We start from the raw sequence: 22126 nt of genomic DNA on the forward strand, positions 1-22126 counted from the left end.
GTGGCCTCGAGAAGTTGCGGTCAGCCCTGGACCGAGACGCGCTCGATCACGACGGGCTCGACGGGCTTGTCCTGGGCGCCGGTGCGTACGCCGGAGATCTTGTCGACGACCTCGCGCGACGGACCGTCCGCGACCTCACCGAAGACCGTGTGCTTGCCCTGCAGGTGCGGGGTCGGCCCGGTCGTGATGAAGAACTGCGAACCGTTGGTGCCGCGGCCGCCGCGCTTGCCGGCGTTGGCCATGGCCAGGACGTAGGGGTTGTTGAAGTTCTTGTCGGGGTGGATCTCGTCATCGAAGTCGTAGCCGGGGCCACCAATGCCGATGCCCTTGGGGCAGCCGCCCTGGATCATGAAGCCCGGGATGATCCGGTGAAACGTCAGGCCGTCGTAGAAGGGCGTCGGGTTCGTACGACCGGCGTCGTCCTTGTACTCCTTCTCACCCGTGGCGAGGCCGACGAAGTTGTCCACCGTCTTGGGGGCTTCGTTCGGGAACAGCGTCACGTTGATGTCGCCGTGGTTGGTATGCAGCGTCGCATTCATGCGGGCAGTCTTTCACGCGTCGTACGCCGGTCCGAGGCCCTCGGCGCGCGTCGCCGCCGCGCCTCACCCCAAGGGGTGCTGGCCGCGCTGTTGGCTGACCAGGCAGGATAGGCCGGAACACGACAGGACCAGGAGGACTCATGCTTTTCCGCAAGTCCCGCTCAGAGAAGGTTCGCGACTCGGCCGACGATCTGGCGTCGGCCGCCGTCGGCGTGCTCGGCTCGGTCAAGGACAAGGTCGCCCCACTCGTGGAGGACGCCGTCGACCGCGCCGCCCCGGCCGCGAAGTCTGCTCTGGACAAGGCCAAGGAGACCGCCGCCCCAGCCGCGGAACGTGCCAAGGAGGCGACGGATCGCGCGAAGGCGGCTTCCCAGCCGGCGCTCGACAAGGCGAAGGACGGGTCCGCCAAGGACGCTGTCGCATCATTCGCCCGCCCGGCACGCGCCAAGGTCGCTGCGGCTGCGGAGTCAGCTGCACCGGCTGCCGGTCGCGCCAAGGCCAAGGTCGCCGAGGCTGCCGCGCCCGCCGTCGAGCGGGCGCAGGAGGCCGGGCTCACGCGCGACCAGGCGCACTCACTGTTCGCTGAGGAGTGGCTGCCGCGCATTCAGCAGGCCATCGCTGCCGCTGGAGCGACGACGACCGCTGCGGTCGCCAAGCTGCCCGAGCCCGCTCAGGACGCTGTCGCCAAGGTCGCGCCGGCCGTGGTCAAGCGCAAGAAGAAGGGCAAGCTGCTCATCGCAGTGGGCGTACTCGCGCTCGCCGGTGCCGGTGCGCTCTACTTCAGCGGCCAGCAGAAGAAGAAGGCTGCGGGCGACCCGTGGCAGCAGGCGTCGGGCCACGGCCCGGAGCCCGTCGACACCCCGCTGCAGGACAGCACGAACGACCTCGTCGGTGACACCGAGCGTCACGTCGACGCGGCTCTCACCGCGCCCGGCGGCGCCACACCTCGCAGCGGCCGCCACTCCGCCAACTGACCCATTCCGCTGGTCGAGTAGGCGACCTGGATCGAGTAGGCCGGAGCTTGCGGAGGCCGTATCGAGATCCGCCCTGGCGCGAGACGTATCGAGACCAGGTGCCCGTGTGCACCTGGTCTCGATGCGCCTCCGCTAGCGCTCCGGCTACTCGACCAACGGTTGGGCGCGGCGGGAGGCGACGTCGACGAAGGCCTCGAGCACCCTTCGTACGACGAAGCGTTCGGCTTTGTCGGGACGCAGCACCGCGAACACATGACGGCCGGTCGGGATGTCGCGCAGCGGCCGCAGCACCACCTCGCCCGTCTGCGGCGTCGTGAAACGCGGCAGCACCGCAAGCCGGTGGCCGCTCGCGACGAGTGACTCGATCAGGCGGTTGTCCCGCAGCCGCTGACTGATGCGCAGCGTCGCACCCGTCTCGCGCGCGATCGACTGCAGCACGCGGTCGAACGGGTAGCCGATCGGCACCCCGACCCACTCCTCGCCCGCCACCTCAGCAGCCGTGACCTCTCGTCGTCGAGCGAGTGGATGGTCCGCGGCCATGGCGATGTCGAGCGGCTCGCGCACCAGCCGGACGGTCTTCAGACCTTTGGTGCCGGCCGGTGCCCGACTGGTCATGCTGTGCGCGATGACGATGTCGTGATCGTTGACGAGGCCGCCCCACTCGACCTCTGCGATGTCGAAGTCGTTGCACTGCAACGCAATTGGCTCGTCCGCCAGCTCATCGAAGACCCCGGGCAGAAGGAACGTCGCAGCGCTCGGCAACGCCGCGATGGCAACGAGTCCCGTTGCTACTCCTTGGAATTCGTCCCATTGCGCCTGAGCACGCTCCAGAGCGGCCGACACGTCTCGGCCGGCAGCCGCGAGCACAGCGCCCGCCGGCGTCAACCTCAACCCGCGACCCGACGGCTCGACGAGCCGCACCCCGAGCTCACGCTGCGCGGTCTTGAGCTGCTGGGAGACGGCAGATGGCGTACGACGGGTGGCCTCTGCGACCGCGGTGACGCTGCCGCGGTCGGCCAGCTCTCGGAGCAGATCGAGGTGCCGTGCTTCCATGTAGGCAGCCTACAAAGTAGGTGCATAACTTTTCGCTTGTCCTCAGGAGTCAGCCGCCGGACCCTGGAGCCATGCCGAACCGTCACCGCGCTCTCGCCATCGGCGTCGCCGTCATCTGGGGGCTGAACTTCACCGCCATCCACGCGTCGCTGGAGCACTTCCCGCCGCTCTTCCTGGTGGCGCTGCGTTTCGCTCTCATCGCGGTGCCGACGATCCTGCTGGTGCCGCGTCCCGACGTGCCGCTGCGGTGGCTGGTGGGCTACGGGATCGGCTTCGGGACACTGCAGTTCTTGTTCCTCTACTGGGGCATGTCGACCGGGATGCCGGCTGGTCTGGCGTCGCTCGTGCTGCAGGCGTCCGCACCGTTCACCGTGGTGCTCGGCGCGACCGTGCTGCGCGAGCGGGTGTCCGGCCGTCAGCTCGCCGGGATCCTGCTCGCGGTCGGGGGCCTGACCATCGTCGGCGTCCGTCGCTCCGAGGCCGCCGACATCACGCCGTTCCTGCTGACGCTCGCCGGCGCGTTCGGGTGGGCGATCGGCAACATCTGCAGCCGCCGGGCCAAGCCGCAGAACCCGTTGCACCTGACGCTCTGGATGTCGGTCGTGCCGCCGGTCCCGATGCTCGCGCTGGCCCTGGTGTTCGAGGGACCCGAGCCGATCGCTCGCTCGATGACGTCCTGGGACTCGCAGGCGGCGTACGCCGTGCTCGGCCTTGCGTACACCGTGGTCATCGGCACGATCGTCGGCTCCGGCATCTGGACCTGGCTGATGGCGCGGCATCCAGCGGGCGTGGTCGCGCCGTTCTCGATGCTGGTGCCGGTCGTGGGGATGAGCACCGCCTGGCTGGTGCTCGGCGAGACGGTGAGTGCGGCGGAGCTGGCGGGCGGTGCGGTGGTGATCGCCGGCGTACTCCTCGGCAGTACGCAACGGAAGCGGCGCGTACGACGACCGCACCCGGCCGTGCCCGCCGCCCAGCGGAATATCTGGCGTCGCCCAGCAGTAGACCAGTCATGAGACTTGATGACTCCGCCCGCGACCTCATTGGCGACGGCGCCAACGCCACCCTGGTCACCCTCAACCCCGACGGCAGCCCGCAGGTGACCGTCGTCTGGGTGGCGCTGCAGTCCACGCCCGACGGCGACGAGCTGGTGACCGCGCATCTCGGCGAGTACAAGAAGGTGCGCAACGTCCGCGCAGACAGCCGCGTGGCGTTGACCATCCTGGCGTCGGAGCAGGACGAGGGCGACATCATGCGTCCCTACCTCGCGATCACCGGCACCGCTCGCATCGTCGAGGGCGGTGCGCCCGAGCTGCTCAAGGAGCTGGCCGCGACCCTGGCGCCGGGAGTCACGTTCCCTGCGGAGGACGCGCCGCCCGGCCTGCTCACCCGCATCCGGATCGACAAGGTCGGCGGCATCGGACCCTGGACCGCCTGACGGTGGCCCAGAAAGGTGACGACCGGCCCACCAGGTGCTGGGCCGGTCGTGCGCTATGTGGGCCGCTCTCGCGGGAGCAAACGTCAGGCGGCGACGTCCCGGCGGTGGTATGCCACCCACCCGACCGCGGTCAGCACACCTGCGATCACGGTCAGGATGATCAACGGCAGCCACTCCATGTCAGCCCCCGGCAGCGTCGGCACGTGCCGGAACGGCGACACGTCCATGACCGCGTCGGGCAGCTGGAGAATCGGCCCGATCCAGGCGATGAACATGCACACGCCGACCGCGACCCAGCCGAGCAAGGACAGCCGAGCGCTCACACCGACACCGAGAGCGGCGACACCGATGACGACCCAGATGGCCGGCACCTGCGCGACCGTGGCACCGATCAACGGCATGATCTGGTCGGCGTCGGCTCCGGTCGCGAGGTAGCCGAGAGCCGTAGTCGCGCCCGTGACCAGCATCAGCACGATCGCTCCGCCGAGCGCCCACAGCAGGTGCTGGCCGAAGAACTGGGAGCGCGATGTCGCGGTGGCGAGCACCAGCTCGCCGCGCTGCTCGGTCTCCTCCGAGGCCACGCGACCGATGGCGCCGATGCCGTGCACCGCGGCGATCACGGCCATCAGCGGGATGATCGCGGCGAAGTAGGTGTCGATCAGCGCACCCGAGCCGCCCATCCGCTGCAGGATCTCCTGGCCGTCCTTGTTGTCCTTGAGCAGATCGAGGATGCCGTCGGCGATGCCCCCGATCGCGAACCCACCGATCGCGAGTCCGACCGACCAGGCCACGAGCGAGCCACGCTGCAGGCGGGCAGCGAGCGCCGCCATCGTCGACATGCTGCCGCGTGCCGGGCCGAGTCGCGACGGGATCAGCGAAGCGGTCAGGTCGCGGCGGTTCTCCAGTGCGACCGCGGTGGCGGTGAGTGCCACGATGATGAGGACCGGGATGAGGACCACCCAGGTGCGGTCACCGGCGTACGGCCTGGCCTGCTGTGCCCAGCCGATCGGCGACAGCCAGCTGAGGAATGACACTCCGTCCGAGCTGTCGCCCAGCGCGCGCAGCAGGAACGCACCGCCGAGGACGGCGCCGGCGATCCCACGTGCCGTACGACCGTGCTCGGTAATCTGCGCGGCGACCGCTCCCACGCCCGCGAACACCATCAGGGTCAGCGTCGTCGCCGCACCCGTGAGCAGCGAGCCGGTGGTCGATAGGTCCTGAGCGATGAGCCCGACGAAGGTCACCACGCCGATCAGCAGACTCCACGCGAAGGTGCCGAGGAGGCCGGCTACGAGGCTGGCGTGCCGGCCGAGCACGCCCGAGCGCAGCAGCTCCAGTCGTCCCGTCTCCTCCTCGACGCGCGTGTGACGGATGATCGTCAGCAGTCCGACGAGCCCGGCCAGCGTGCACGTGTAGCCGAGCACGCGCCAGGAGATGAAGCCGCCGGACGTCGACAGGTCGTACGCCGGTCCGTAGACCGCGAGCAGCGACGGGTTGCTGGCCACGTCAGCGGTGGCGCCGGCACGGTCGGCCGCGGTCGGGTAGAGCGTCTCGTAGCTGCCGACCGTGACGAGCGGCATCAGGATGAGGCAGAACGCCCAGATCGGCCACCACAGGCGGTCGCGCCGCAGCTGCAGTCGCAGCAGGTGTCGTACGCCGACCAGCCCGCCTCCCTTCGCTGGTCGGGTCCCGTCCTTCGCTGATCGAGTAGCCGGAGCGCTAGCGGAGGCGTATCGAGACCCGGTGCGTTCTTGGTCCGGTCTCGATACGGGCTCGCCCTGGGGGGCTCGCCCTCCTCGACCAGCGGTTCGCTCGGTTTGTCGGCTGCTCATGACGCCACGTCCTCACGTGTCGTGTAGTGCGACAGGAACAGCTCCTCGAGGCTCGGCGGGGTGCTCGTCAGCGAGGTCAGCCCAGCCGGGGTGAGGCGCTCGAGGAACTCCCCGATGTGCGCCCCGTCCACGTGCGCGGCCAGCTGATCGCCCTCCACGACCAGGTCTCGTACGCCGGTCAGCTGGTCCAGCCCGGCCGGCACCTCTCCCTCGACGGTCGCGCGCACCTGGGTCGAAGTGAGGTGACGCATCGAGTCGAGCGTGCCGGTCTCGACCGTGTGGCCGGCCTTGATGATCGACACCCGGTCACACAGGTGCTCGACCTCGGACAGGATGTGACTGGACAGCAGGACGGTGCGACCGTTGTCCTTCTCCTCCTGGATGCACTCGCGAAACACGTTCTCCATCAACGGATCCAGGCCACTGGTCGGCTCATCGAGGAGCAGCAACTCGACGTCTGAGGCGAGGGCGGCGACAAGGGCGACCTTCTGCCGGTTGCCCTTGGAGTACGTACGACCCTTCTTGCGCGGGTCCAGCTCGAAGCGTTCCAGCAGGTCCGCGCGCCGCTGCTCGTCGAGACCGCCACGCAGCCGGCCGAGCACGTCGATGACCTCACCACCGGACAGGTTGGGCCAGAGGTTGACGTCACCGGGGACGTACGCCAGGCGCCGGTGCAGCGCAGCCGCGTCGTGCCACGGGTCGCCACCGAGCAGTCGTACGGTGCCCGAGTCGTGCCGGAGCAGACCGAGCAGCACACGGATCGTGGTGGACTTGCCCGCGCCGTTGGGGCCGAGGAAGCCGTGCACCTCGCCCTCGGCCACCTCCAGGTCGAGCCCGTCGAGCGCCTTCGTCTCACCGAAGGACTTGGAGAGGTCACTGACCTCGATCGCGGTTGTCATGACTTCGACGGTACTCCCATTTCACTGATTTGTGAAAGTTCCGAACACTGTCAAAATTGTGTCAAGATGACGACATGTCCACCACCCAGACGACCTCGGACCGGGCAGCGGCACGCGCCCATTTCGTCGAGGCGTTCGGGGACGAGCTGATCCGGGGCGGCCTCAACCGGATGCCCGCTCGCGTCTTCGCGTCCATCGCCGCCAGTGACGAGGGACGGCGTACGGCGGCTGAGCTGGGCGAGGAGCTGCAGGCGAGCGCGGCCGCCATCTCGGGGGCGGTGCGCTACCTCGAGCAGGTCGACATGGTGCGGCGCAGCAGGCCGCCCGGCAGCCGCCGCGACGTCTTCGCTCTGACCAATGACATGTGGTACGAAGCGCTCACCCACCGCGGCTCGGTCATCGAGCGCTGGCGCGACATCATGGTCGACGGCACCGATCGACTAGGCCGCGAGACACCCGCCGGCGAGCGGATGGCGATGATGGCCGACTTCTTCGCATTCCTCGCCGAAGAGATGCCCGCCATGCTCGAACGCTGGCGCGAGCACCGAGAGCAGACCTACGGCGCCTGAGGCCTTGCTACGGTGAAGTCACGCCATCGACCGTGAGGAGCCGAGCCACTGAGCCTCAGTGAGTACTTCCGCGAACACTCCGTCGAGATCATCAATGATGCGATCCGGCACGTGGACCTGACCCTCGCTGCAGTCGCTCTCGCCGTCATCATCGGCGTCGCACTCGGCATCGCCACCTACACGCGAATCTCGTTGGCATCACTGGCAACAACGACAACCGCGGCCTTCCTCACCATCCCGTCGATCGCGCTGCTCGGGCTGCTGATCGGGCCGTTCGGGCTCGGCACGACGCCAGTGGTGATTGCACTGGTTGTCTATGCACTGCTGCCGATCACCCGCAACACGATCGTCGGCCTGCGCAGCGTCGACCAGTCACTCATCGACGCCGGTCGAGGCATGGGACTCGGCCGCCGACGCCTGCTCTGGCGCGTCCGCATGCCGCTCGCGTGGCCAATCATCCTGTCCGGCATCCGGGTGTCGACACAGATCACGGTCGGCATCGCGGCGATCGGCGCTTACGTCAAGGGACCCGGCCTGGGCAACCAGATCTTCGACGGGCTGGGCCGATTCGGCGCCGCCAACTCGATGAACCAGGTCCTGATCGGCACCATCGGCATCGTCATCGTCGCCCTCCTGTTCGACCTGGCGTACGTGCTGGTGGGCCGACTCACCACCTCGAGGGGGATCCGTGGCTGACACCACGCGTACGACGACCGACAGCCCGCGCGCCAAGGGCGTCGGCGGGGAGACGATCGAGCTCGAGGACGTCACCAAGCAGTACGCCGGCCAGGCGGCTCCCGCCGTCGACCGCATCTCGATGCGCATCCCGGCTGGGGAGATCGTGGCGCTGGTCGGCCCGTCGGGCTGTGGCAAGACCACCACGATGAAGATGATCAACCGGCTGATCGAGCCCACCTCGGGCCGAATCACCATTGGTGGCAAAGACATTCTGCAGCTCAACGCTGACGAGCACCGCCGCAACGTCGGCTATGTCATCCAGCAGATCGGCCTCTTCCCGCACATGCGCGTGCAGGACAACATCGGACTCGTGCCGCGCATGCTCGGCTGGAGCAAGCAGCAGGTCAGCGACCGCGTCGAGGAGCTGCTCGATCTGGTCGGCCTGCCGGCGGACTACGCGCGTCGCTACCCGCGCGAGCTGTCCGGCGGCCAGCAGCAGCGCATCGGTGTCGCTCGCGCGCTCGCCGCCGACCCGCCGGTGATGCTGATGGACGAGCCGTTCGGCGCGACCGATCCGATCACCCGCGAGCGCCTGCAGGACGAGTTCCTACGGCTGCAGACCGAGCTGCGCAAGACGATTGTCTTCGTCACGCACGACTTCGATGAGGCGCTCAAGGTCGGCGACCGGATCGCGGTGCTGCGGTCCCAGTCGGTCATCGCGCAGTACGACACTCCCGAGGCGATTCTCGCGGCGCCGGCCGACGACTATGTCGCCAGCTTCATCGGCGCCGGCGGACACATCAAGCAGCTCGCCCTCATCCGGGCCGGCGACCTGCCGCTGCGCGCCGGGGCGTACGCCGGTGCCAGCGTCTCGGCGGACGCCAGCCTCCGCGACGCGCTCGACGCGATGCTCGGCGCGAGCACCGACGCGGTCACCGTGTCCGACGACGGCGGTTCCCTCGGCCAGCTCACGATGACGGACATCATGGCGGCGGTCCGGGGTCGCGACGAGGACGAGGACGCGGGCGGCGGTACGACGTGACCGCGGCTCCCACCACCACCGTCGACCCCCAGCTCGGCCGCCGAGTGGGCGGGGCGGACTCTGCGCTGGGCCGGTTGCGAGCGCGCTGGAAGGGTCTGGTGATTCGGCCGATCGTGCTGATCGTGGTGCTGGTCGTCCTGTGGCTGTCGGTCCATGGCCGCCAGCTGGACTCCATCGAGGCGCGCAGTCTCAACAGACACGAGATCACGACTGAGCTGATGGACCACATCAAGCTGTCGCTCGCCTCCACTGTGCTGACGATCGCGATCGCCGTACCACTCGGGATCCTGCTCAACCGTCGCGGTGCGCGGTTCATCAAGCCGATCGGGCTGGGGCTGGGCAACATTGGGCAGGCCGTGCCGTCGATCGGTCTGATCGTGCTGCTCGCGCTGTGGATCGGTGACGGGTTCAGGACGGCGCTCATCGCCCTCGTCGTCTACTCGACGCTTCCGGTGCTGCGCAACACGATCGTCGGGCTCGAGAGCGTCGACCCGACTCTCATCGAGGCCGCGCGCGGCATGGGCATGTCACGCCGTGCCGTGCTCGGTCGGATCGAGCTCCCCCTCGCGGTGCCCGTCATCCTCGCCGGCATCCGCACCGCGCTGGTGCTCACCGTCGCGAGCGCCGTGCTCGCCACGTTCATCGGCGCTGGCGGCCTCGGAGGTGGCCTGGTCGTCGGCCTCGGACAGAACCGGCCGATCCTCAGCGTGACCTTCGGCGTGATGGTCGCGGCGCTCGCGCTGCTCGCCGACTGGCTCGGGCTGATCGCCGAGGAAGTGCTCCGCCCGCGCGGTATGTGACCGTTCGACCACTCATCCACTCCAGGAGATGTTGAGAACATGCGAACTTCCACCCGATCCCTGACCGCGCTCCTCGCTGTCGTCGCCATCTCGGCCGCGGCCGCTGGCTGCACGGTCTCCGAGGACAAGGACAAGGCGACCGCAGGCGCGGGCTCGATCAAGAAGATCGATGCGTTGGCCGGCAAGTCGATCCGCGTGGGATCCAAGGAGTTCGACGAGCAGCTCCTGCTGGGCCAGATCGCGATCGTCGCGCTGGAAGCCACCGGCGCCAAGCCCGTCGACAAGACCAACATCACCGGCTCGGACAATGTCCGAAAGTCGTTGACCGGCAACGCGATTGACCTCTACTGGGAATACACCGGCACGGGCTGGGTGAGCTATCTCAAGCAGACCAAGCAGATCGCCGATCCGGTCGGACTCTACGACGCGGTCAAGAAGGCCGACGAGCCCAACGGCATCACGTGGTGGGCGCGCTCACCGGCCAATGACACGTACGCCATCGTCGCCAGCTCGAGCGCCGCGCAGAAGACCGGCGTCAAGACGATCTCGGACTACGCAGCGCTGGCGAAGAAGAACCCGGCGCAGGCGGCCACCTGCATGGGGCCCGAGTTCAAGGCCCGTGACGACGGCTTCCCGGGCGTCGAGAAGACGTACGGCTTCAAGCTGCCGACGGCTCAGACGCACCTGCTGAACGACTCGATCGTCTACCCGACGGTCGGCAAGGGGGCCACCTGCAGCTTCGGCTCGGTGGCCTCGACGGATGGACGTGTGGCGGCCCAGAAGCTGGTCATCCTGGAGGACGACAAGCACTTCTTCCCGGTCTACAACCCCGCCATCACGATTCGGGCGTCGGTGGCCAAGCAGTACCCGCAGCTGGAGCAGGTCTTCAGCTCGATCGCGACCAAGCTCGACTCCAAGACCCTGACCACGCTCAACGAGAAGGTCAGCGTCGGTGGCGAGGATGCCAAGAAGGTCGCCAAGGACTGGCTCAAGGCCAACGGCTACGTCAGCTGACCGGAGCCCCAACCCGCTGGTCGAGTAGGCGAGGCGCTAGCCGAGCCGTATCGAGACCACGCAACCACGAACCCCGAGTCTCCCTGCGAATCACCGGGTCTCGATACGCCTCCACTAGCGCTCCGGCTACTCGACCAACCAAGCGGCCCGGCGTGTCAGCCCGCGGAGGGCAGAGGGTCTCGTGGGAAGTACAACCTCGTTGTACAGATCTACAACAAGGTTGCGCTTCTTCACACACCCCCATCCCACCCCCACCACGACACGCCCCAACGCCGGTCGAGTAGGCGAGGCGCTAGCCGAGCCGTATCGAGACCACGCAACCGCGAACGCCGAGTCTCCCTGCGAATCACCAGGTCTCGATACGCCTCCACTAGCGCTCCGGCTACTCGACCAGCGAGGACGAGCCGCCGGCGAGGAGGGCTCGGAGCTCGGAGACAACCTCGCGGAGCTGGTCCGCGAACAGCTGGAGCGCCTCGCCAGCTTCGCGCGCCGTACAGAGGTAAGCGTTGAATCGGTTTGGTAGCAGGGCATATCCGACGCCAATGCAGCTCTGACCGGTCGCTCCGAAGCCGAAGTACTGCACGTTGGCCGACGGGACCGCGCTGGTGCTCAAGTAGTCGTCGCGCATGATCCGCCACCCCGGTGTCTCGTAGAGCGCAAGTGGCTCGGTGGCGCCCAGCTCGGCACCCTGCCGCTGCTGGATCATCAGCAGCTCCCACAGATGCTGCTCGGGGGCGTCACCCGCCTGACACTGCCGTGCTCGGGCAACGTGGGCGTCGATCGCCGCTCGCAGCGCGGCCCGACGCGCGTTGTCGTCCGCGCCCGGCTCATCCATCGCAACGAGCAGGTCGACCACCTCAGGGGTCACGACGCGCATGGCCTCGGTGCGACCGTGCCGGTAGTGCCGCATCGCGATGGACTCGTACGTCGCGCCCACGTGACCCTTCGTCCGCCGGTGCGCGATCTGAAAAGCCATCTGCGCCAACCCATCCGGCGAAACCCCGAGCGCCTTGAGCTGGTCGGTGCCGACGTCCATGGACACCGTGGTCGTGGCCGTCGAGGCGCCGTAGTCGGCGAACGCGTCACCCGCGTCCTCGACGGCCTTCTCCAGTCGGGTGTCGAGGACGAAGCGGATCGGCACCGGCGCCGGCGTTCCCTGACCCTCCGCGCCCGAACGCCCCGACGCCTCCCGAGCCGGCGTCTCGTGCAGGGCATCGACGAGGCTGACGACGGTCGTACCGTCCAGACAGCAGTGCTCGCAGTTGATCCCGGCTGTCCCGTCCGCGAAGACGATGAACGACAGGGCCTTGTCGAACCACCGGTTGCCGCGGCCGCCGTAGAGCAGCAGGTCGCCGGCAGTCTCGGCGTCGCCCGGTCGGTCGTCCTCGAGGCAGACGCAGAACAGCGCGGTCTCGATGATGTCGAGCGCTGCCGCATTCGCCGGATCGAGCTGCAGCAAAGCCTGCCGATCGGCCGCCCACTCTGCACGCGCCAGCGAGGTGAGGCAGCCGACCGACTGGCCCGGCGCGTCAGCGTCGAGCACCGCTCGGAGACCCGCAGCAATCTCGTCCATCGTGTGCGGACGCCCGCCTTCGCCGATCACGTCGAGCCGGTACATCGCCCCGCGATGCAGCACGACCACATGACGCTCGCGCGACGGACCAGGCCAGGCTTCGGCGTACGGCGTCCGCGCGGTGTCGATGTCGACGCCGGGGATGCGGGTGGCCGAGAAGAGGTACTTGTTCTGCTCCATCGAGAGCGGTGTGCCGCGACGTGTGGCGACGGGGAGGCGTTCGTCGTCGATGAGGGCCCTGTAGCCGAGCGCGCCCGCGATCAGGCCGGACGCCCGCTCGACCTGGCTCTCCCCGAGGTCCTGGAAGAGGAAGAAGAAGTTGGCGTTGAGAGCGATCCGGTCGCGCCGCCCGAGGTAGCGGTAGGGCCAGAACGTGTCGAGCCAGCTGGCCACCTCCGGGCGGGCGTCGTACGCCGCGAGCGCCTGGTGCAACGTGTGCGAGGGGCTGTCCGGCTTCAAGAAGTCGGCGACGGCGGCCTCGGTCGTCCGCAACTCGTCGGCCGTGAGCAGCGGACGGCACCACTCAAGGAAGAGCTCGCAGCTGCGCTCGACGGTCGGCAGCGGGACTCGGGGCAGATCGTCCTCGAGCGCGAAGGTGCGGGCCTGATCCATGCCCCGCATCCTTGCAACGATTCGCCGCCCAAGGGCGACCCTGGGCGGCGCGGCGCCGGGTCAGCCCTCCCAGATGGGACGCAGCTCGACCGTCTCGCCCGGTCCCGAGAACTTCGCAACGATCTCCTCGGCCCGCTCCTGGCTGGCCACATTGATCAGGAAGAAGCCCGCGAGGTGCTCCTTGGCCTCGGCGTACGGGCCGTCGGTCGCGATCGGCTTGCCGCCCGCCCAGCGGTAGAGCCGGGCTGACGTCGGGTCGCCGAGCGCCTGCCCGCCCTCCAGCTCACCGTTCTCGCTCATCTCGGTCAGGATCTGCTCGAACTCGGCGGTCATCCGGTCGCTGTCGGCCTTCGGGAGCGCCTGCTGCTCGGGGATGTAGTCGGTCGTCGGGTGGCCCCAGGGCTGCGGGTTGGAGTGGATGAGGATGACGTACTTCATGGCTTCTCCTTGGTTCGGCGAATGGCCACTGCGGCCACCTTCAGCAGGGACGTCGGAGCGGCTGCAGCGCCCTCGACATCTTCGGTACGCCGATCTCGCGTCTCCCCGCGACCTCGCCTCAGCGAGCGCTCGCGACCAGGACGTCGACCCCGTCCAGGAAGACCTTCAGGCCGAACGACAGCTCGGCCTCGAAGAAGTCCTCGTCATCGTCCTCGAACGATGACTGCGCCTGTGTGAGCGACGGGAACCGGTCGGCATCGATGAGCTGCGCGAGCGTCAACCCATAGGTGTCCGCGTGCTCGGAGCCGCCGTGCTCACGCCCGAGCAGCCCGAACTGGACCGACATCCGTACGTGATCGGTGACGTAGCTGTCGATCGCGAGGAGAGTCGACAGCTTCTGCTGCTCACCGAGGGTCGTGTTCGCGAAGGCGCGTAGGCCACACTCCATCCACGCGATCGTGTTGGGAGTCAGCGGCGGCCCGGGGACGGCGATATCGACGACCCACGGATGAGCCCGACGCTTGGCGGCACCCGCCCGCGCCCAGGCCTCGAGCCGGGTCCGCCAACGCCCACGCGCCGTCACCGCGAAGTCGGGCTCGCCCAGCGCCACATCGACCATGACCGCGTTGAGCTCCTCCTTGGAGTCCACGTAGCGGTAGAGCGACATCGTCGTGAGTCCGAGCTCGGTCGCGACCGACTTCATCGAGACCGCGTCGATGCCGTCCCGGTCAGCGATTCGTACGCCTGCCTCACCGATCTCGGTGATGCTGCGGCCCGGCTTCGGCCCGCGCCGACCCGGCGCCTCGCGGTCCCAGAGCAGCTGGAGATAACGGGGCAGGGGCGGGAGCTCATCGAGCGACTGCGCAACGTCGTCGGCCATGCGTTCACTGTAGATCAAATTACTGCTTGCGCCGTACACCGTTCTGAGTTACTTTCTGTGTACCACATACAGCGATACGTCATACACAGAAAGGACCCGCGGCCATGACCACACCATCCGGCCCGACCGACCACCCCCGAGCCGGGCGCCGCGAGTGGATCGCGCTGGCCACCTTGTGCCTGCCGATGCTGATCGTGTCGATGGACGTCTCGGTGCTCTTCTTCGCCGTCCCGTTCATCGCCGAGGACCTCCAGCCGAGTGCGACTCAGCTGCTCTGGATCTTCGACATCTACGGCTTCGTGCTCGCCGGCCTGCTGCTGACCATGGGGGCGCTCGGCGACCGGATCGGGCGGCGCCGGTTGCTGATGATCGGCGCGGTCGCGTTCTCCGCCGCCTCCCTCGTGGCCGCTTGGTCGACCAGCGCCGAGATGCTGATCGGCGCACGCGCCCTGATGGGCATCGGCGGTGCGACTCTCATGCCGTCGACGCTGGCGCTCGTGCGGTCCGTCTTCCACGACCCGACCCAGCGCGCGAAGGCAGTCGGCATCTGGTCCGCCGTGATGGCCGGCGGCGTCGGCCTCGGCCCGATCCTGTCCGGTGTGCTCCTGGAGCACGTCTGGTGGGGCGCGGTGTTCCTGGTCAACGTGCCCGTGATGGCCGTACTCCTGATCGCCGCACCACGCCTGCTGCCGGAGAGCCGCTCGGCCCACCCCAGCCCCCTCGACCTGATCAGCTCAGCCCTCGTCCTGGGCTCGGTGCTCCCCGTGATCTACGGCATCAAGGAGCTCGCCGCCGACGGCTGGTCCGCCCGGGCACTCGTCGCGCTCGTGGTCGGTACGGCTCTCGGCTGGGCCTTCTTCCGCCGCCAGCGCACCACCGAGCACCCGCTGCTCGACCTGAACCTGCTGCGCCGGCCCGGCCTCCGCGGCTCGATCGCGGTCAACGTGGTCGCCCAGGCCGGCATCATCGGCAACGCGATCCTGCTGACTCAGTACCTCCAGCAGGTGCTCGAGTTCTCACCGCTGAAGGCCGCGCTGTGGAGCCTCGCGCCGACCATCGTCGTCGGGGCCGTCGCACCCGCTGCGGCTGGGCTGGCAGCCCGGTTCGGACGGCCGCTCGTGATGGGGTCCTCGCTCGTGCTGGCGGCGGTCGGCTTCGCGGGTCTGCTTCTGGCACAGGCGGATTCGTCGGTCTGGGTGTGCCTCATCCCGGCGACCATGGTCGCCTCCGGCATCATCGTGGTCGCCACCCTGGTGACTGAGTACGTCGTCGGCACCGTCCCGCTCGACAAGGCCGGCACTGTGGCCGGGTTCGTCGAGACCACCACCGAGTTCGCCGGCGCCCTCGGCATCGCGCTCCTGGGCTCGCTGCTCAACCTCGGCTACCGGCACGACTTCACCTTGCCGGCCGGTATGTCGCTTGACGGCGGAGCCGCGCACGAAGCCGGCGACACCCTGGCCGGCGCGCTCACGGTGGCCGCTCAGCTGCCCGGCTCGCAAGGTGTGAGTCTCATCGAAGCCGGCCAGTCGGCGTACGTCACCGGGATGCACTGGGCCGACCTCGCGGCGGCGGCGCTGATGGTCGTCGGCGCCGTGGTCGCGCTGACCAAGCTGCCCCGAGCGATCGACCCCGCGGCCGAGCAGGTCGAAGCCGCCCACCTCTCGCCGGTCGAGTAGAGCCCCCGCTGGTCGAGTAGCCGGAGCGCCAGCGGAGGCGTATCGAGACCCGGTGACTGCGTGCACCTGGTCTCGATACGGCTCGGCTAGCGCCTCGCCTACTCGACCAACGAGCCCGCTAGTCCGGGATCTCCCAGACGGGGCGGATCTCGAGCGTGTAGGACTGCGGCAACAGCTTCACCAGGCCGAGCAGGACGTCCATGCTCGGCACCTCGACCTCGTAGAAGCCACCGAGCTGCTCGGTGGCTTCTGCGTAGGGGCCGTCGGTCAGGGCCTGAGCCTCGCCCGGAAAACGTACGACCGTGGCCGACTCACTGCTCGCCAGCGCCTCCCCACAGCGGATCGAGCAGCCGTCGGAGTTCTGGACTGCGGTCGCGAAAGCGTCGTGGTCGTCGTAGTAGGTCTGCTGCTCGAGCGTGCTCAGGGTGTCCCACTGGAGGCTGCCGAACATGAAGACAACAGCCTTCACGTGAGGCCGCCCCCCTTGCACGGGGACGGCGCGGCGTACTCGGTCATGGCACTTCTCCTAGCTCGACTACAGCGACAACATCATGACGCCCCGAGACGGTCGCTTACCCAGAGTCCATCGCGAGTTGGGATGCGGCGTCCAGTCGATGACCACACGACTAGGCTCGGGGACCATGAACGTGGTGTTCGTCGAACCGAATTTTCCGCGCAACCAGCGGGAGTTCGTCCGGGCCCTCTCCGCGGTCGGCGCCACGGTCTTTGCAGTCGGTGAGACCCCGTGGGACTGGCTCGACGACGAGCTGCGCGGGTGGATCCATCACTATGAGCAGGTCGAATCGGTGACCGATGTCGACCAGCTGCGCGCGGTCGTCGAGCACTTCCAGGGGATGACCTGGATCGACGCGCTCGAGGCGACCATCGAGTCGCACACGCTGCCGGCGGCCATCGTCCGCGAGGCCACCGGGATACCCGGCACGTCCGTCCACACGACCTGGCTCTGCCGCGACAAGCCGTCGATGAAGGACGCGTTGCGCGCGGCCGGCGTACCCACCGCTGCGTCGATCGCCGCACACAACCTTGACGACGTACGCGACTTCGTCGATGCGATCGGCTACCCCGTGGTGCTCAAGCCACGCGACGGGGCCGGCGCGGCCGCCACCACCAAGGTCTCGTCGTACGCCGACCTGTCGGCTGCCGTGGACTCGCTTGGCTCGGTCTCGTCGATCGCCGTCGAAGAGTTCGTCGAGGGGCACGAGGGGTTCTACGACACGGTGTCCGTGGGCGGGGACACAGCACTCGACTTCGTCAGTCACTACTACCCCAACGTGCTCGAGGCGATGCGGTCACGATGGATCAGCCCGCAGTACATCTCGACCAACCAGATCGACTCGGCGCCGTTCTACGAAGAGCTTCGCTCGATGGGTGCGCGCGTGCACGAAGCCCTGGGGATCGGGACGTCGGCGACTCACATGGAGTGGTTCTACGGGCCAAAAGGCTTGCGCTTCAGCGAGATCGGCGCGCGACCGCCGGGCGTGGGCTGCTGGGACCTCTACGGCGTGGGCAACGACATCGACGTCTACCGGGCGTGGGCGGATGCGATCGTCCATGGTCAGGTCTGGAGCGAACCATCGCGGCGGCTGGCCAGCGGCATCATCGCGCTGCGACCTGCGGCCGACGGAGTCATCAACGGAGTGAGTGGGGTCGACGAGCTGCACGATCGCTACGGCGAGTGGCTGATCGACGCGCACATCCCGACCGCCGGTACGCCGACCCAGCCCGTCGAGGCGGGTTACATGGCCAATGCATGGGTACGCCTCAAGCACCCTGACTACGACACGCTGCGCACGATGTTGTCGGACGTCGGGGAGCTGGTCCAGGTGCACGCTTCTTGAGCGCCCCTCCTCCCGTCACACTGCTCGGTCCGCAACGGCGGCCGGGTCTCGACCGGGTCGTCGAATCGCTAGGACTGACAGGTCCGTTCGCGACGATCACGTCCGGCTGGCAAGAACGCGAGCGGGACGACGCTGAGCTGTCCGCACATCTGGCCGACCAGTCGGTCAACCTCGGGCTGTGGCACCGACTGCAGGACGTGCTCGAGAAGGATCCGGCTTATGCCGTCGCCGACAATGATCGGCGGACGATGCTTGGCGAGATGCAGGAGCTCTACCTGCTGGGCGTGGGCCATGCGATGGAGGCGTTGCTGTCGCTCTACGAACGGCCTTCTGCCACAGAGTCTTTGGTGGCTCGCGCGGTCGCGGATGCGGAGGATGTGCTTCGCGACCTCGATGCCCGACACCTCCGTCGGGTGGCTGCTGTGCACGCCGCCTTCTACGACGCCGTCGCGCCGCACGACCGACCGGTGATCGCGGCACACCGAGCCGAGGTCGCGGCTCTGCAGGAGTCGTCATCGGCAGTGGTGCTGACCGGTGGGCACGTCGGCGTGCTGCTGGACACGCTGCACCTGTTCAACGTCGCGCCAGTGCTCGCGACGCGTCCGGTGATCGCGTGGTCGGCCGGGGCGATGGTGCTGACTGATCGCGTGGTGCTGTTCAACGACCGCGCGACGCATGGGCCGGCGTTTCCCGAGGTGTACGACGCGGGGCTGGGTCTGGTGCCCGGCGTCGTGGCACTGCCGGCAGCGCACCAGCGGCTGGCATTGTCCTCGCGGCCCCGAACCGCTTCGCTTTCAAAGCGATTCGCGCCGGCGCGGTGTCTGCCACTAGATCCAGGAGCGCGGGTCGCTCTTGGCGCCGATCGGTCGCTGCCGGCATCCGCCTCGGTGATCTCTTCCTCGGGAGCCGTGATGCAGCTGGGCGAGGTCGACGATGACTGAGACACAGGCGTACCCAGCACGTGACGCGGGGCAGCGCAAGCTGGCGATCAACGGTCTCCGAGCGCGAAAGCCGTTGGACGAGAGCGCTGTTGATCGCTTCCTGGCCCGGCACGAGGTGCCGATCGTCGAGGGTGCGCGGTGCACGTTCCTGTTCCGCGGCCAGGCCGACGAGGTGCACGTGCTGCACCGGATCGTGAACCAGCCGCAGCGGGTGCCGATGCGTCGAGTGGGTGAGACATCGCTCTGGTACGCCGTGCTCGAGCTGCCCGAGGGGTCACGGGTGGAGTACCAGCTCGAGGTGCGACGCGGCTCCGATGTGTCGTCGGGCAACGATCCGCTGAACCCGCGGGTGGCACACAGCCCGGTGGGGTCGTCGTCGGTGTGCCACGCGTCGGGCTATGTGGTGCCGGACTGGGTGCTGCCGGACGAGGACGCGCGGCCCGGCACGCTCACCGAGATCGCCGTGCCCTCGCGGGCGCTCAGGCGCGAGATGCGGGCCCAGGTTTACCTGCCAGCTCGCTTTCGGCGTACGCGGTCCTATCCCTTACTGGTCGTGCACGACGGTTCGGACTACCTGCAGTACGCGTCGATGAAGACGGTGCTGGACAACCTCATCCACCGACTAGATGTCGCGGAAACCGTTGTGGTGTTTACGGATCCGGGGGCGCGGGAGACTGAGTATCCGAACCATGCGGGGCACGCGCGGTTCGTCGTCTCCGAGCTGTTGCCGCACCTGGCTGCGGACTTGCCGCTCCTCGACCGGCCGTCGGCGCGATGCCTGATGGGCGCGTCGTTCGGGGGCGTGGCGGCGCTGTCGGTGGCGTACCGGAACCCCTCTGTGTTCGGGTCGCTGCTGCTGCAGTCGGGGTCGTTCGTGTTCACCGACATCGGGTTCGACCACGGTGGTGGTGAGGTGTTCGACCCGGTGGTGTCGTTCATGAACCGCTACCGCGCGCGGCCGCGTCTCGTCGCCGACCGGATCTTCCAGTCGTGCGGGGTCTATGAGCCGCTGATCGTGCCGAACCGGTCGATGGTGCCGGTGTTCGAGTCGGCCGGCATGGAGGTCCGCTACGTCGAGGCGCGCGACGGCCACTCCTGGGAGAACTGGCGCGACCGCCTGCGCGACGGCCTGTCCTGGATCTACCCCGGCCCCCAGAAGTACTACTACGAGTAGCCACTCGCTGGTCGAGTAGGGCGAGCCCCTGGGCGAGCCCGTATCGAGACCAAGTGCCGGATAACCTGACGCCGGCACGGTCGGGACGTACCAGGGGGCGGCAGTGGTCGATGAGGGTCGGTTCGGGCGGTATGTCCTCGAGCGGCTGCTGGGCACCGGCGGCATGGGTCAGGTGTGGGTCGCGTACGACCCGGCCACCCGGCGCCGCGTCGCGCTCAAGGTGCTGGCCGCCCACCACGCCAAGGACGACGAGTACCGCCGCCGGTTCCTCAACGAGGCGGAGGTAGCCGCGTCCCTCCAGGAGCCCCACGTCGTACCGATCCACAGCTTCGGTGAGATCGACGGGCAGCTCTACATCGACATGGCGCTCATCGAGGGCACCGACGTCGAGGCGCTCCTGCGAGCTCAGGGCCCGATGGCACCGCCACGCGCACTCGACGTCGTCGAGCAGGCCGCGGCCGCACTCGACGCTGCGCATCGCGCCGGACTGATCCACCGCGACGTCAAGCCCTCCAACTTGTTCGTCCACACCAGCGGTTTCGTCTATCTGATCGACTTCGGCATCGCTCACACGCACGGCCAGACGCGGATCACCGACGACGGCTCGGCCCTCGGCACGCTCGCCTACATGGCGCCCGAGCGGTTCCGCCGCGGAGACATCAGCACGGCCGTCGACGTCTACGCCCTCACGTGCGTATTGTACGAATGCCTCACCGGCGCAACGCCTTTCGGTCGCGCGGACGTCGCCCAGCAGGTCCACGCGCACCTGACCGAGGCTCCGCCGCGACCCAGCCAGGCGGCCGCAGTCTCCCCGGCGATGGATCAGGTCATCGCACGCGGCATGGCCAAGGACCCGGCGCAACGCTTTGCGAGCGCGGGCGACCTCGCCCGGGCGGCCCGAGCCGCGCTCAACGCTCCAGTCGCATCAGGTGAGGCGGCCCCTCGACCCAGCCGACGTCGTACGTCGATCGTCCTGGGCGTTGCCGCTGGGCTCCTCGTGACCGCGGGTGTCAGTGCCGTCGTGATCAACACGCTTCGTGACGAGCACGACCCCTCGGCCGGCCCGACCAACACGGTCTCGAGCGGGCCGAGTCCTGGGACTGTGGTCGACAAGCCAACCACCGGCGGGCCGACGACCGTCCCGGGTGCGACGACGTGCAGCCCCGGGAGCATCAGCGGTGTCGGGTCGTCGCTCCAGCAGGGGGCAGTCGAGAACTTCGTGTCCGCGTACCGACGGTCGTGCCCGGCTGCGACCGTGGCGTACGAGACGATGGGAGCCGGCGCAGGTCGAGCTCAGTTCGCCGACGGGAAGGCCGAGTTCGCAGCCTCCGAGGCGCCGATCAACGGGCCGCAGGCGGCATCGGCGGCGAAGCGCTGTGGGGGCAACCCGGTGTGGAACATCCCGATGGTGTTCACGCCGATTGCGTTGGCGTACAACGTGTCTGGCGTGGACGCACTCATCCTCGATGGGCCGGTTGCCGCGCAGATCTTCCGGGGGAGGATCACGACCTGGAACGATCCGGCGATCGCGGCGATCAACCCGGGGGTGACGCTGCCGAGCCAGCCGATCGCTGTCGTCTTCCGCTCGGACCAGACAGGCACGACCGACGCGTTCCAGCAGTACCTCACGGCCTCGTCCGGTGGAGCCTGGAACGTCGGTGCCGGCGTCGACTTCAACGGCGGGACCGGCACGGGTGTCGCCCGGGGGACTGGCGTGGCTGAGCGGGTAGCCAGCACGCCGGGCGCGATCACGTACGTCGACACCGCCTCCGCGGCCGCGGCCAAGCTGCGTCTCGCGAGAGTGAACAGCGGCTCGGGACCGGTGGCGTACAGCGCAGCGAGCGCCGGCAAGGCGATCGATGCCAGTACGACCGCGCTCACCGCCCCGGGCGACCTCAACCTGAACGTGTCGACGATGCACGGCACCTCGGCTGCTGGGGCGTACCCGTTGCTGCAGCCGACGTACGAGATCGTCTGCTCGAAGGGGTACAGCGCGGCGGCGGGTCAGCGGGTGCGGGCGTTCCTGTCGTCGGCGGCCTCGGACGGTCAATCCGGTTTGGAAGCAAAGGGATTCGTGCCGTTGCCGTCGGCCTTCCGCGCCAAGGTGATCAGCACGGTCAACGCGATCCAGTAGTCAG

Annotated in this window: 21 protein-coding genes; 13 read left to right on the top strand and 8 right to left on the bottom strand. The window is 68.5% G+C overall.

The annotated features are described in order from the left end of the window. Positions 1-20: 20 nt before the first annotated feature. The gene (locus VV02_RS02020) at positions 21-539 is read right to left on the bottom strand and encodes a peptidylprolyl isomerase (RefSeq protein ID WP_052589493.1); all 519 of its coding nucleotides are present in this window, start codon (positions 537-539) and stop codon (positions 21-23) included. Between the two features lie 140 nt (positions 540-679). Here VV02_RS02020 and VV02_RS02025 point away from each other — a divergent pair, with 140 nt between their 5' ends. Then, complete coding sequence (locus VV02_RS02025) at positions 680-1513, top strand: hypothetical protein (RefSeq protein ID WP_052589494.1); 834 nt, start codon at positions 680-682, stop codon at positions 1511-1513. Between the two features lie 144 nt (positions 1514-1657). On the opposite strand, the gene VV02_RS02030 is transcribed toward VV02_RS02025, so the two are convergent. After that, entirely contained in the window at positions 1658-2566 is a 909-nt protein-coding gene (locus tag VV02_RS02030) for a LysR family transcriptional regulator (RefSeq protein ID WP_052589495.1), read from the bottom strand. A gap of 71 nt (positions 2567-2637) precedes the next feature. Between VV02_RS02030 and VV02_RS02035 the strand changes: the two genes are divergently transcribed. Together VV02_RS02035 and VV02_RS02040 are read left to right on the top strand one after the other, a co-directional pair. Next, on the top strand, positions 2638-3579 hold the full coding sequence (locus VV02_RS02035; RefSeq protein WP_052589496.1) for an EamA family transporter: 942 nt from the start codon (positions 2638-2640) through the stop codon (positions 3577-3579). Beyond that, positions 3576-4001 carry a TIGR03618 family F420-dependent PPOX class oxidoreductase gene (locus tag VV02_RS02040; protein ID WP_052589497.1) on the top strand — a complete coding sequence of 142 codons (426 nt, stop codon included), beginning with the start codon at positions 3576-3578 and terminating at the stop codon, positions 3999-4001. Before VV02_RS02035 ends, VV02_RS02040 begins: the two co-directional genes overlap by 4 nt. Positions 4002-4084: 83 nt before the next feature. Here VV02_RS02040 and VV02_RS02045 read toward each other — a convergent pair whose 3' ends face one another. Both VV02_RS02045 and VV02_RS02050 read right to left on the bottom strand, forming a co-directional pair. Next, the gene (locus VV02_RS02045; protein WP_157063227.1) at positions 4085-5833 is read right to left on the bottom strand and encodes an ABC transporter permease; all 1749 of its coding nucleotides are present in this window, start codon (positions 5831-5833) and stop codon (positions 4085-4087) included. Beyond that, positions 5830-6732 (bottom strand): ABC transporter ATP-binding protein, encoded by a 903-nt coding sequence (locus VV02_RS02050; RefSeq protein WP_052589499.1) that lies wholly within the window; start codon positions 6730-6732, stop codon positions 5830-5832. Before VV02_RS02050 ends, VV02_RS02045 begins: the two co-directional genes overlap by 4 nt. Positions 6733-6806: 74 nt before the next feature. Here VV02_RS02050 and VV02_RS02055 point away from each other — a divergent pair, with 74 nt between their 5' ends. The 5 genes from VV02_RS02055 to VV02_RS02075 all read left to right on the top strand — a co-directional run bounded on the left by VV02_RS02055 (position 6807) and on the right by VV02_RS02075 (position 10835). Continuing rightward, on the top strand, positions 6807-7301 hold the full coding sequence (locus tag VV02_RS02055; protein ID WP_052589500.1) for a GbsR/MarR family transcriptional regulator: 495 nt from the start codon (positions 6807-6809) through the stop codon (positions 7299-7301). Between the two features lie 111 nt (positions 7302-7412). Next, positions 7413-7997 carry an ABC transporter permease gene (locus tag VV02_RS02060; RefSeq protein WP_245632973.1) on the top strand — a complete coding sequence of 195 codons (585 nt, stop codon included), beginning with the start codon at positions 7413-7415 and terminating at the stop codon, positions 7995-7997. Continuing rightward, complete coding sequence (locus VV02_RS02065) at positions 7990-9021, top strand: ABC transporter ATP-binding protein (RefSeq protein WP_425412246.1); 1032 nt, start codon at positions 7990-7992, stop codon at positions 9019-9021. The genes VV02_RS02060 and VV02_RS02065 overlap by 8 nt, the downstream gene beginning before the upstream one ends. Further along, positions 9018-9821 (top strand): ABC transporter permease, encoded by an 804-nt coding sequence (locus VV02_RS02070; RefSeq protein ID WP_245632974.1) that lies wholly within the window; start codon positions 9018-9020, stop codon positions 9819-9821. The genes VV02_RS02065 and VV02_RS02070 overlap by 4 nt, the downstream gene beginning before the upstream one ends. Positions 9822-9860: 39 nt before the next feature. Beyond that, complete coding sequence (locus VV02_RS02075) at positions 9861-10835, top strand: glycine betaine ABC transporter substrate-binding protein (protein ID WP_052589502.1); 975 nt, start codon at positions 9861-9863, stop codon at positions 10833-10835. 382 nt (positions 10836-11217) lie between these two features. Here VV02_RS02075 and VV02_RS02080 read toward each other — a convergent pair whose 3' ends face one another. The 3 genes from VV02_RS02080 to VV02_RS02090 form a co-directional block, all read right to left on the bottom strand. Continuing rightward, the gene (locus tag VV02_RS02080; protein WP_052589503.1) at positions 11218-13020 is read right to left on the bottom strand and encodes a choline/carnitine O-acyltransferase; all 1803 of its coding nucleotides are present in this window, start codon (positions 13018-13020) and stop codon (positions 11218-11220) included. Between the two features lie 60 nt (positions 13021-13080). Continuing rightward, entirely contained in the window at positions 13081-13458 is a 378-nt protein-coding gene (locus tag VV02_RS02085; protein ID WP_052589504.1) for a YciI family protein, read from the bottom strand. Positions 13459-13576: 118 nt separating this feature from the next. Further along, positions 13577-14338, bottom strand: coding sequence for a TetR/AcrR family transcriptional regulator (locus tag VV02_RS02090; RefSeq protein WP_083449845.1), 762 nt, complete (start codon positions 14336-14338; stop codon positions 13577-13579). 104 nt (positions 14339-14442) lie between these two features. Here VV02_RS02090 and VV02_RS02095 point away from each other — a divergent pair, with 104 nt between their 5' ends. Next, positions 14443-16014: an MFS transporter gene (locus VV02_RS02095; RefSeq protein ID WP_157063228.1), complete on the top strand. Its 1572-nt coding sequence runs from the start codon at positions 14443-14445 to the stop codon at positions 16012-16014. A gap of 118 nt (positions 16015-16132) precedes the next feature. Here VV02_RS02095 and VV02_RS02100 read toward each other — a convergent pair whose 3' ends face one another. Further along, on the bottom strand, positions 16133-16483 hold the full coding sequence (locus tag VV02_RS02100) for a YciI family protein (protein WP_157063229.1): 351 nt from the start codon (positions 16481-16483) through the stop codon (positions 16133-16135). A 172-nt stretch (positions 16484-16655) separates the two neighbouring features. Between VV02_RS02100 and VV02_RS02105 the strand changes: the two genes are divergently transcribed. From VV02_RS02105 to pstS, 4 genes are all read left to right on the top strand, one after another. Then, positions 16656-17873, top strand: a complete 1218-nt coding sequence (locus VV02_RS02105; RefSeq protein WP_052589506.1) for an ATP-grasp domain-containing protein — start codon at positions 16656-16658, stop codon at positions 17871-17873. Then, positions 17870-18814: a type 1 glutamine amidotransferase family protein gene (locus VV02_RS02110; RefSeq protein ID WP_052589507.1), complete on the top strand. Its 945-nt coding sequence runs from the start codon at positions 17870-17872 to the stop codon at positions 18812-18814. The genes VV02_RS02105 and VV02_RS02110 overlap by 4 nt, the downstream gene beginning before the upstream one ends. After that, positions 18807-19988 carry an alpha/beta hydrolase-fold protein gene (locus VV02_RS02115; RefSeq protein WP_052589508.1) on the top strand — a complete coding sequence of 394 codons (1182 nt, stop codon included), beginning with the start codon at positions 18807-18809 and terminating at the stop codon, positions 19986-19988. The genes VV02_RS02110 and VV02_RS02115 overlap by 8 nt, the downstream gene beginning before the upstream one ends. 103 nt (positions 19989-20091) lie before the next feature. Continuing rightward, a complete protein-coding gene (gene pstS / locus VV02_RS02120) occupies positions 20092-22122 on the top strand; it encodes a phosphate ABC transporter substrate-binding protein PstS (protein WP_052589509.1) in 2031 nt (676 codons plus the stop codon). Positions 22123-22126: the final 4 nt, after the last annotated feature.

Source organism: Luteipulveratus mongoliensis, from assembly GCF_001190945.1.
Classification (GTDB): domain Bacteria; phylum Actinomycetota; class Actinomycetes; order Actinomycetales; family Dermatophilaceae; genus Luteipulveratus; species Luteipulveratus mongoliensis.

Coding starts and splice junctions, on each gene's coding strand:
- VV02_RS02020 (WP_052589493.1), bottom strand. CDS start 539: ATGAATGCGACGCTGCATACCAACCACGGCGACATCAACGTGACGCTG.
- VV02_RS02025 (WP_052589494.1), top strand. CDS start 680: ATGCTTTTCCGCAAGTCCCGCTCAGAGAAGGTTCGCGACTCGGCCGAC.
- VV02_RS02030 (WP_052589495.1), bottom strand. CDS start 2,566: ATGGAAGCACGGCACCTCGATCTGCTCCGAGAGCTGGCCGACCGCGGC.
- VV02_RS02035 (WP_052589496.1), top strand. CDS start 2,638: ATGCCGAACCGTCACCGCGCTCTCGCCATCGGCGTCGCCGTCATCTGG.
- VV02_RS02040 (WP_052589497.1), top strand. CDS start 3,576: ATGAGACTTGATGACTCCGCCCGCGACCTCATTGGCGACGGCGCCAAC.
- VV02_RS02045 (WP_157063227.1), bottom strand. CDS start 5,833: ATGAGCAGCCGACAAACCGAGCGAACCGCTGGTCGAGGAGGGCGAGCC.
- VV02_RS02050 (WP_052589499.1), bottom strand. CDS start 6,732: ATGACAACCGCGATCGAGGTCAGTGACCTCTCCAAGTCCTTCGGTGAG.
- VV02_RS02055 (WP_052589500.1), top strand. CDS start 6,807: ATGTCCACCACCCAGACGACCTCGGACCGGGCAGCGGCACGCGCCCAT.
- VV02_RS02075 (WP_052589502.1), top strand. CDS start 9,861: ATGCGAACTTCCACCCGATCCCTGACCGCGCTCCTCGCTGTCGTCGCC.
- VV02_RS02080 (WP_052589503.1), bottom strand. CDS start 13,020: ATGGATCAGGCCCGCACCTTCGCGCTCGAGGACGATCTGCCCCGAGTC.
- VV02_RS02085 (WP_052589504.1), bottom strand. CDS start 13,458: ATGAAGTACGTCATCCTCATCCACTCCAACCCGCAGCCCTGGGGCCAC.
- VV02_RS02090 (WP_083449845.1), bottom strand. CDS start 14,338: ATGGCCGACGACGTTGCGCAGTCGCTCGATGAGCTCCCGCCCCTGCCC.
- VV02_RS02095 (WP_157063228.1), top strand. CDS start 14,443: ATGACCACACCATCCGGCCCGACCGACCACCCCCGAGCCGGGCGCCGC.
- VV02_RS02105 (WP_052589506.1), top strand. CDS start 16,656: ATGAACGTGGTGTTCGTCGAACCGAATTTTCCGCGCAACCAGCGGGAG.
- VV02_RS02115 (WP_052589508.1), top strand. CDS start 18,807: ATGACTGAGACACAGGCGTACCCAGCACGTGACGCGGGGCAGCGCAAG.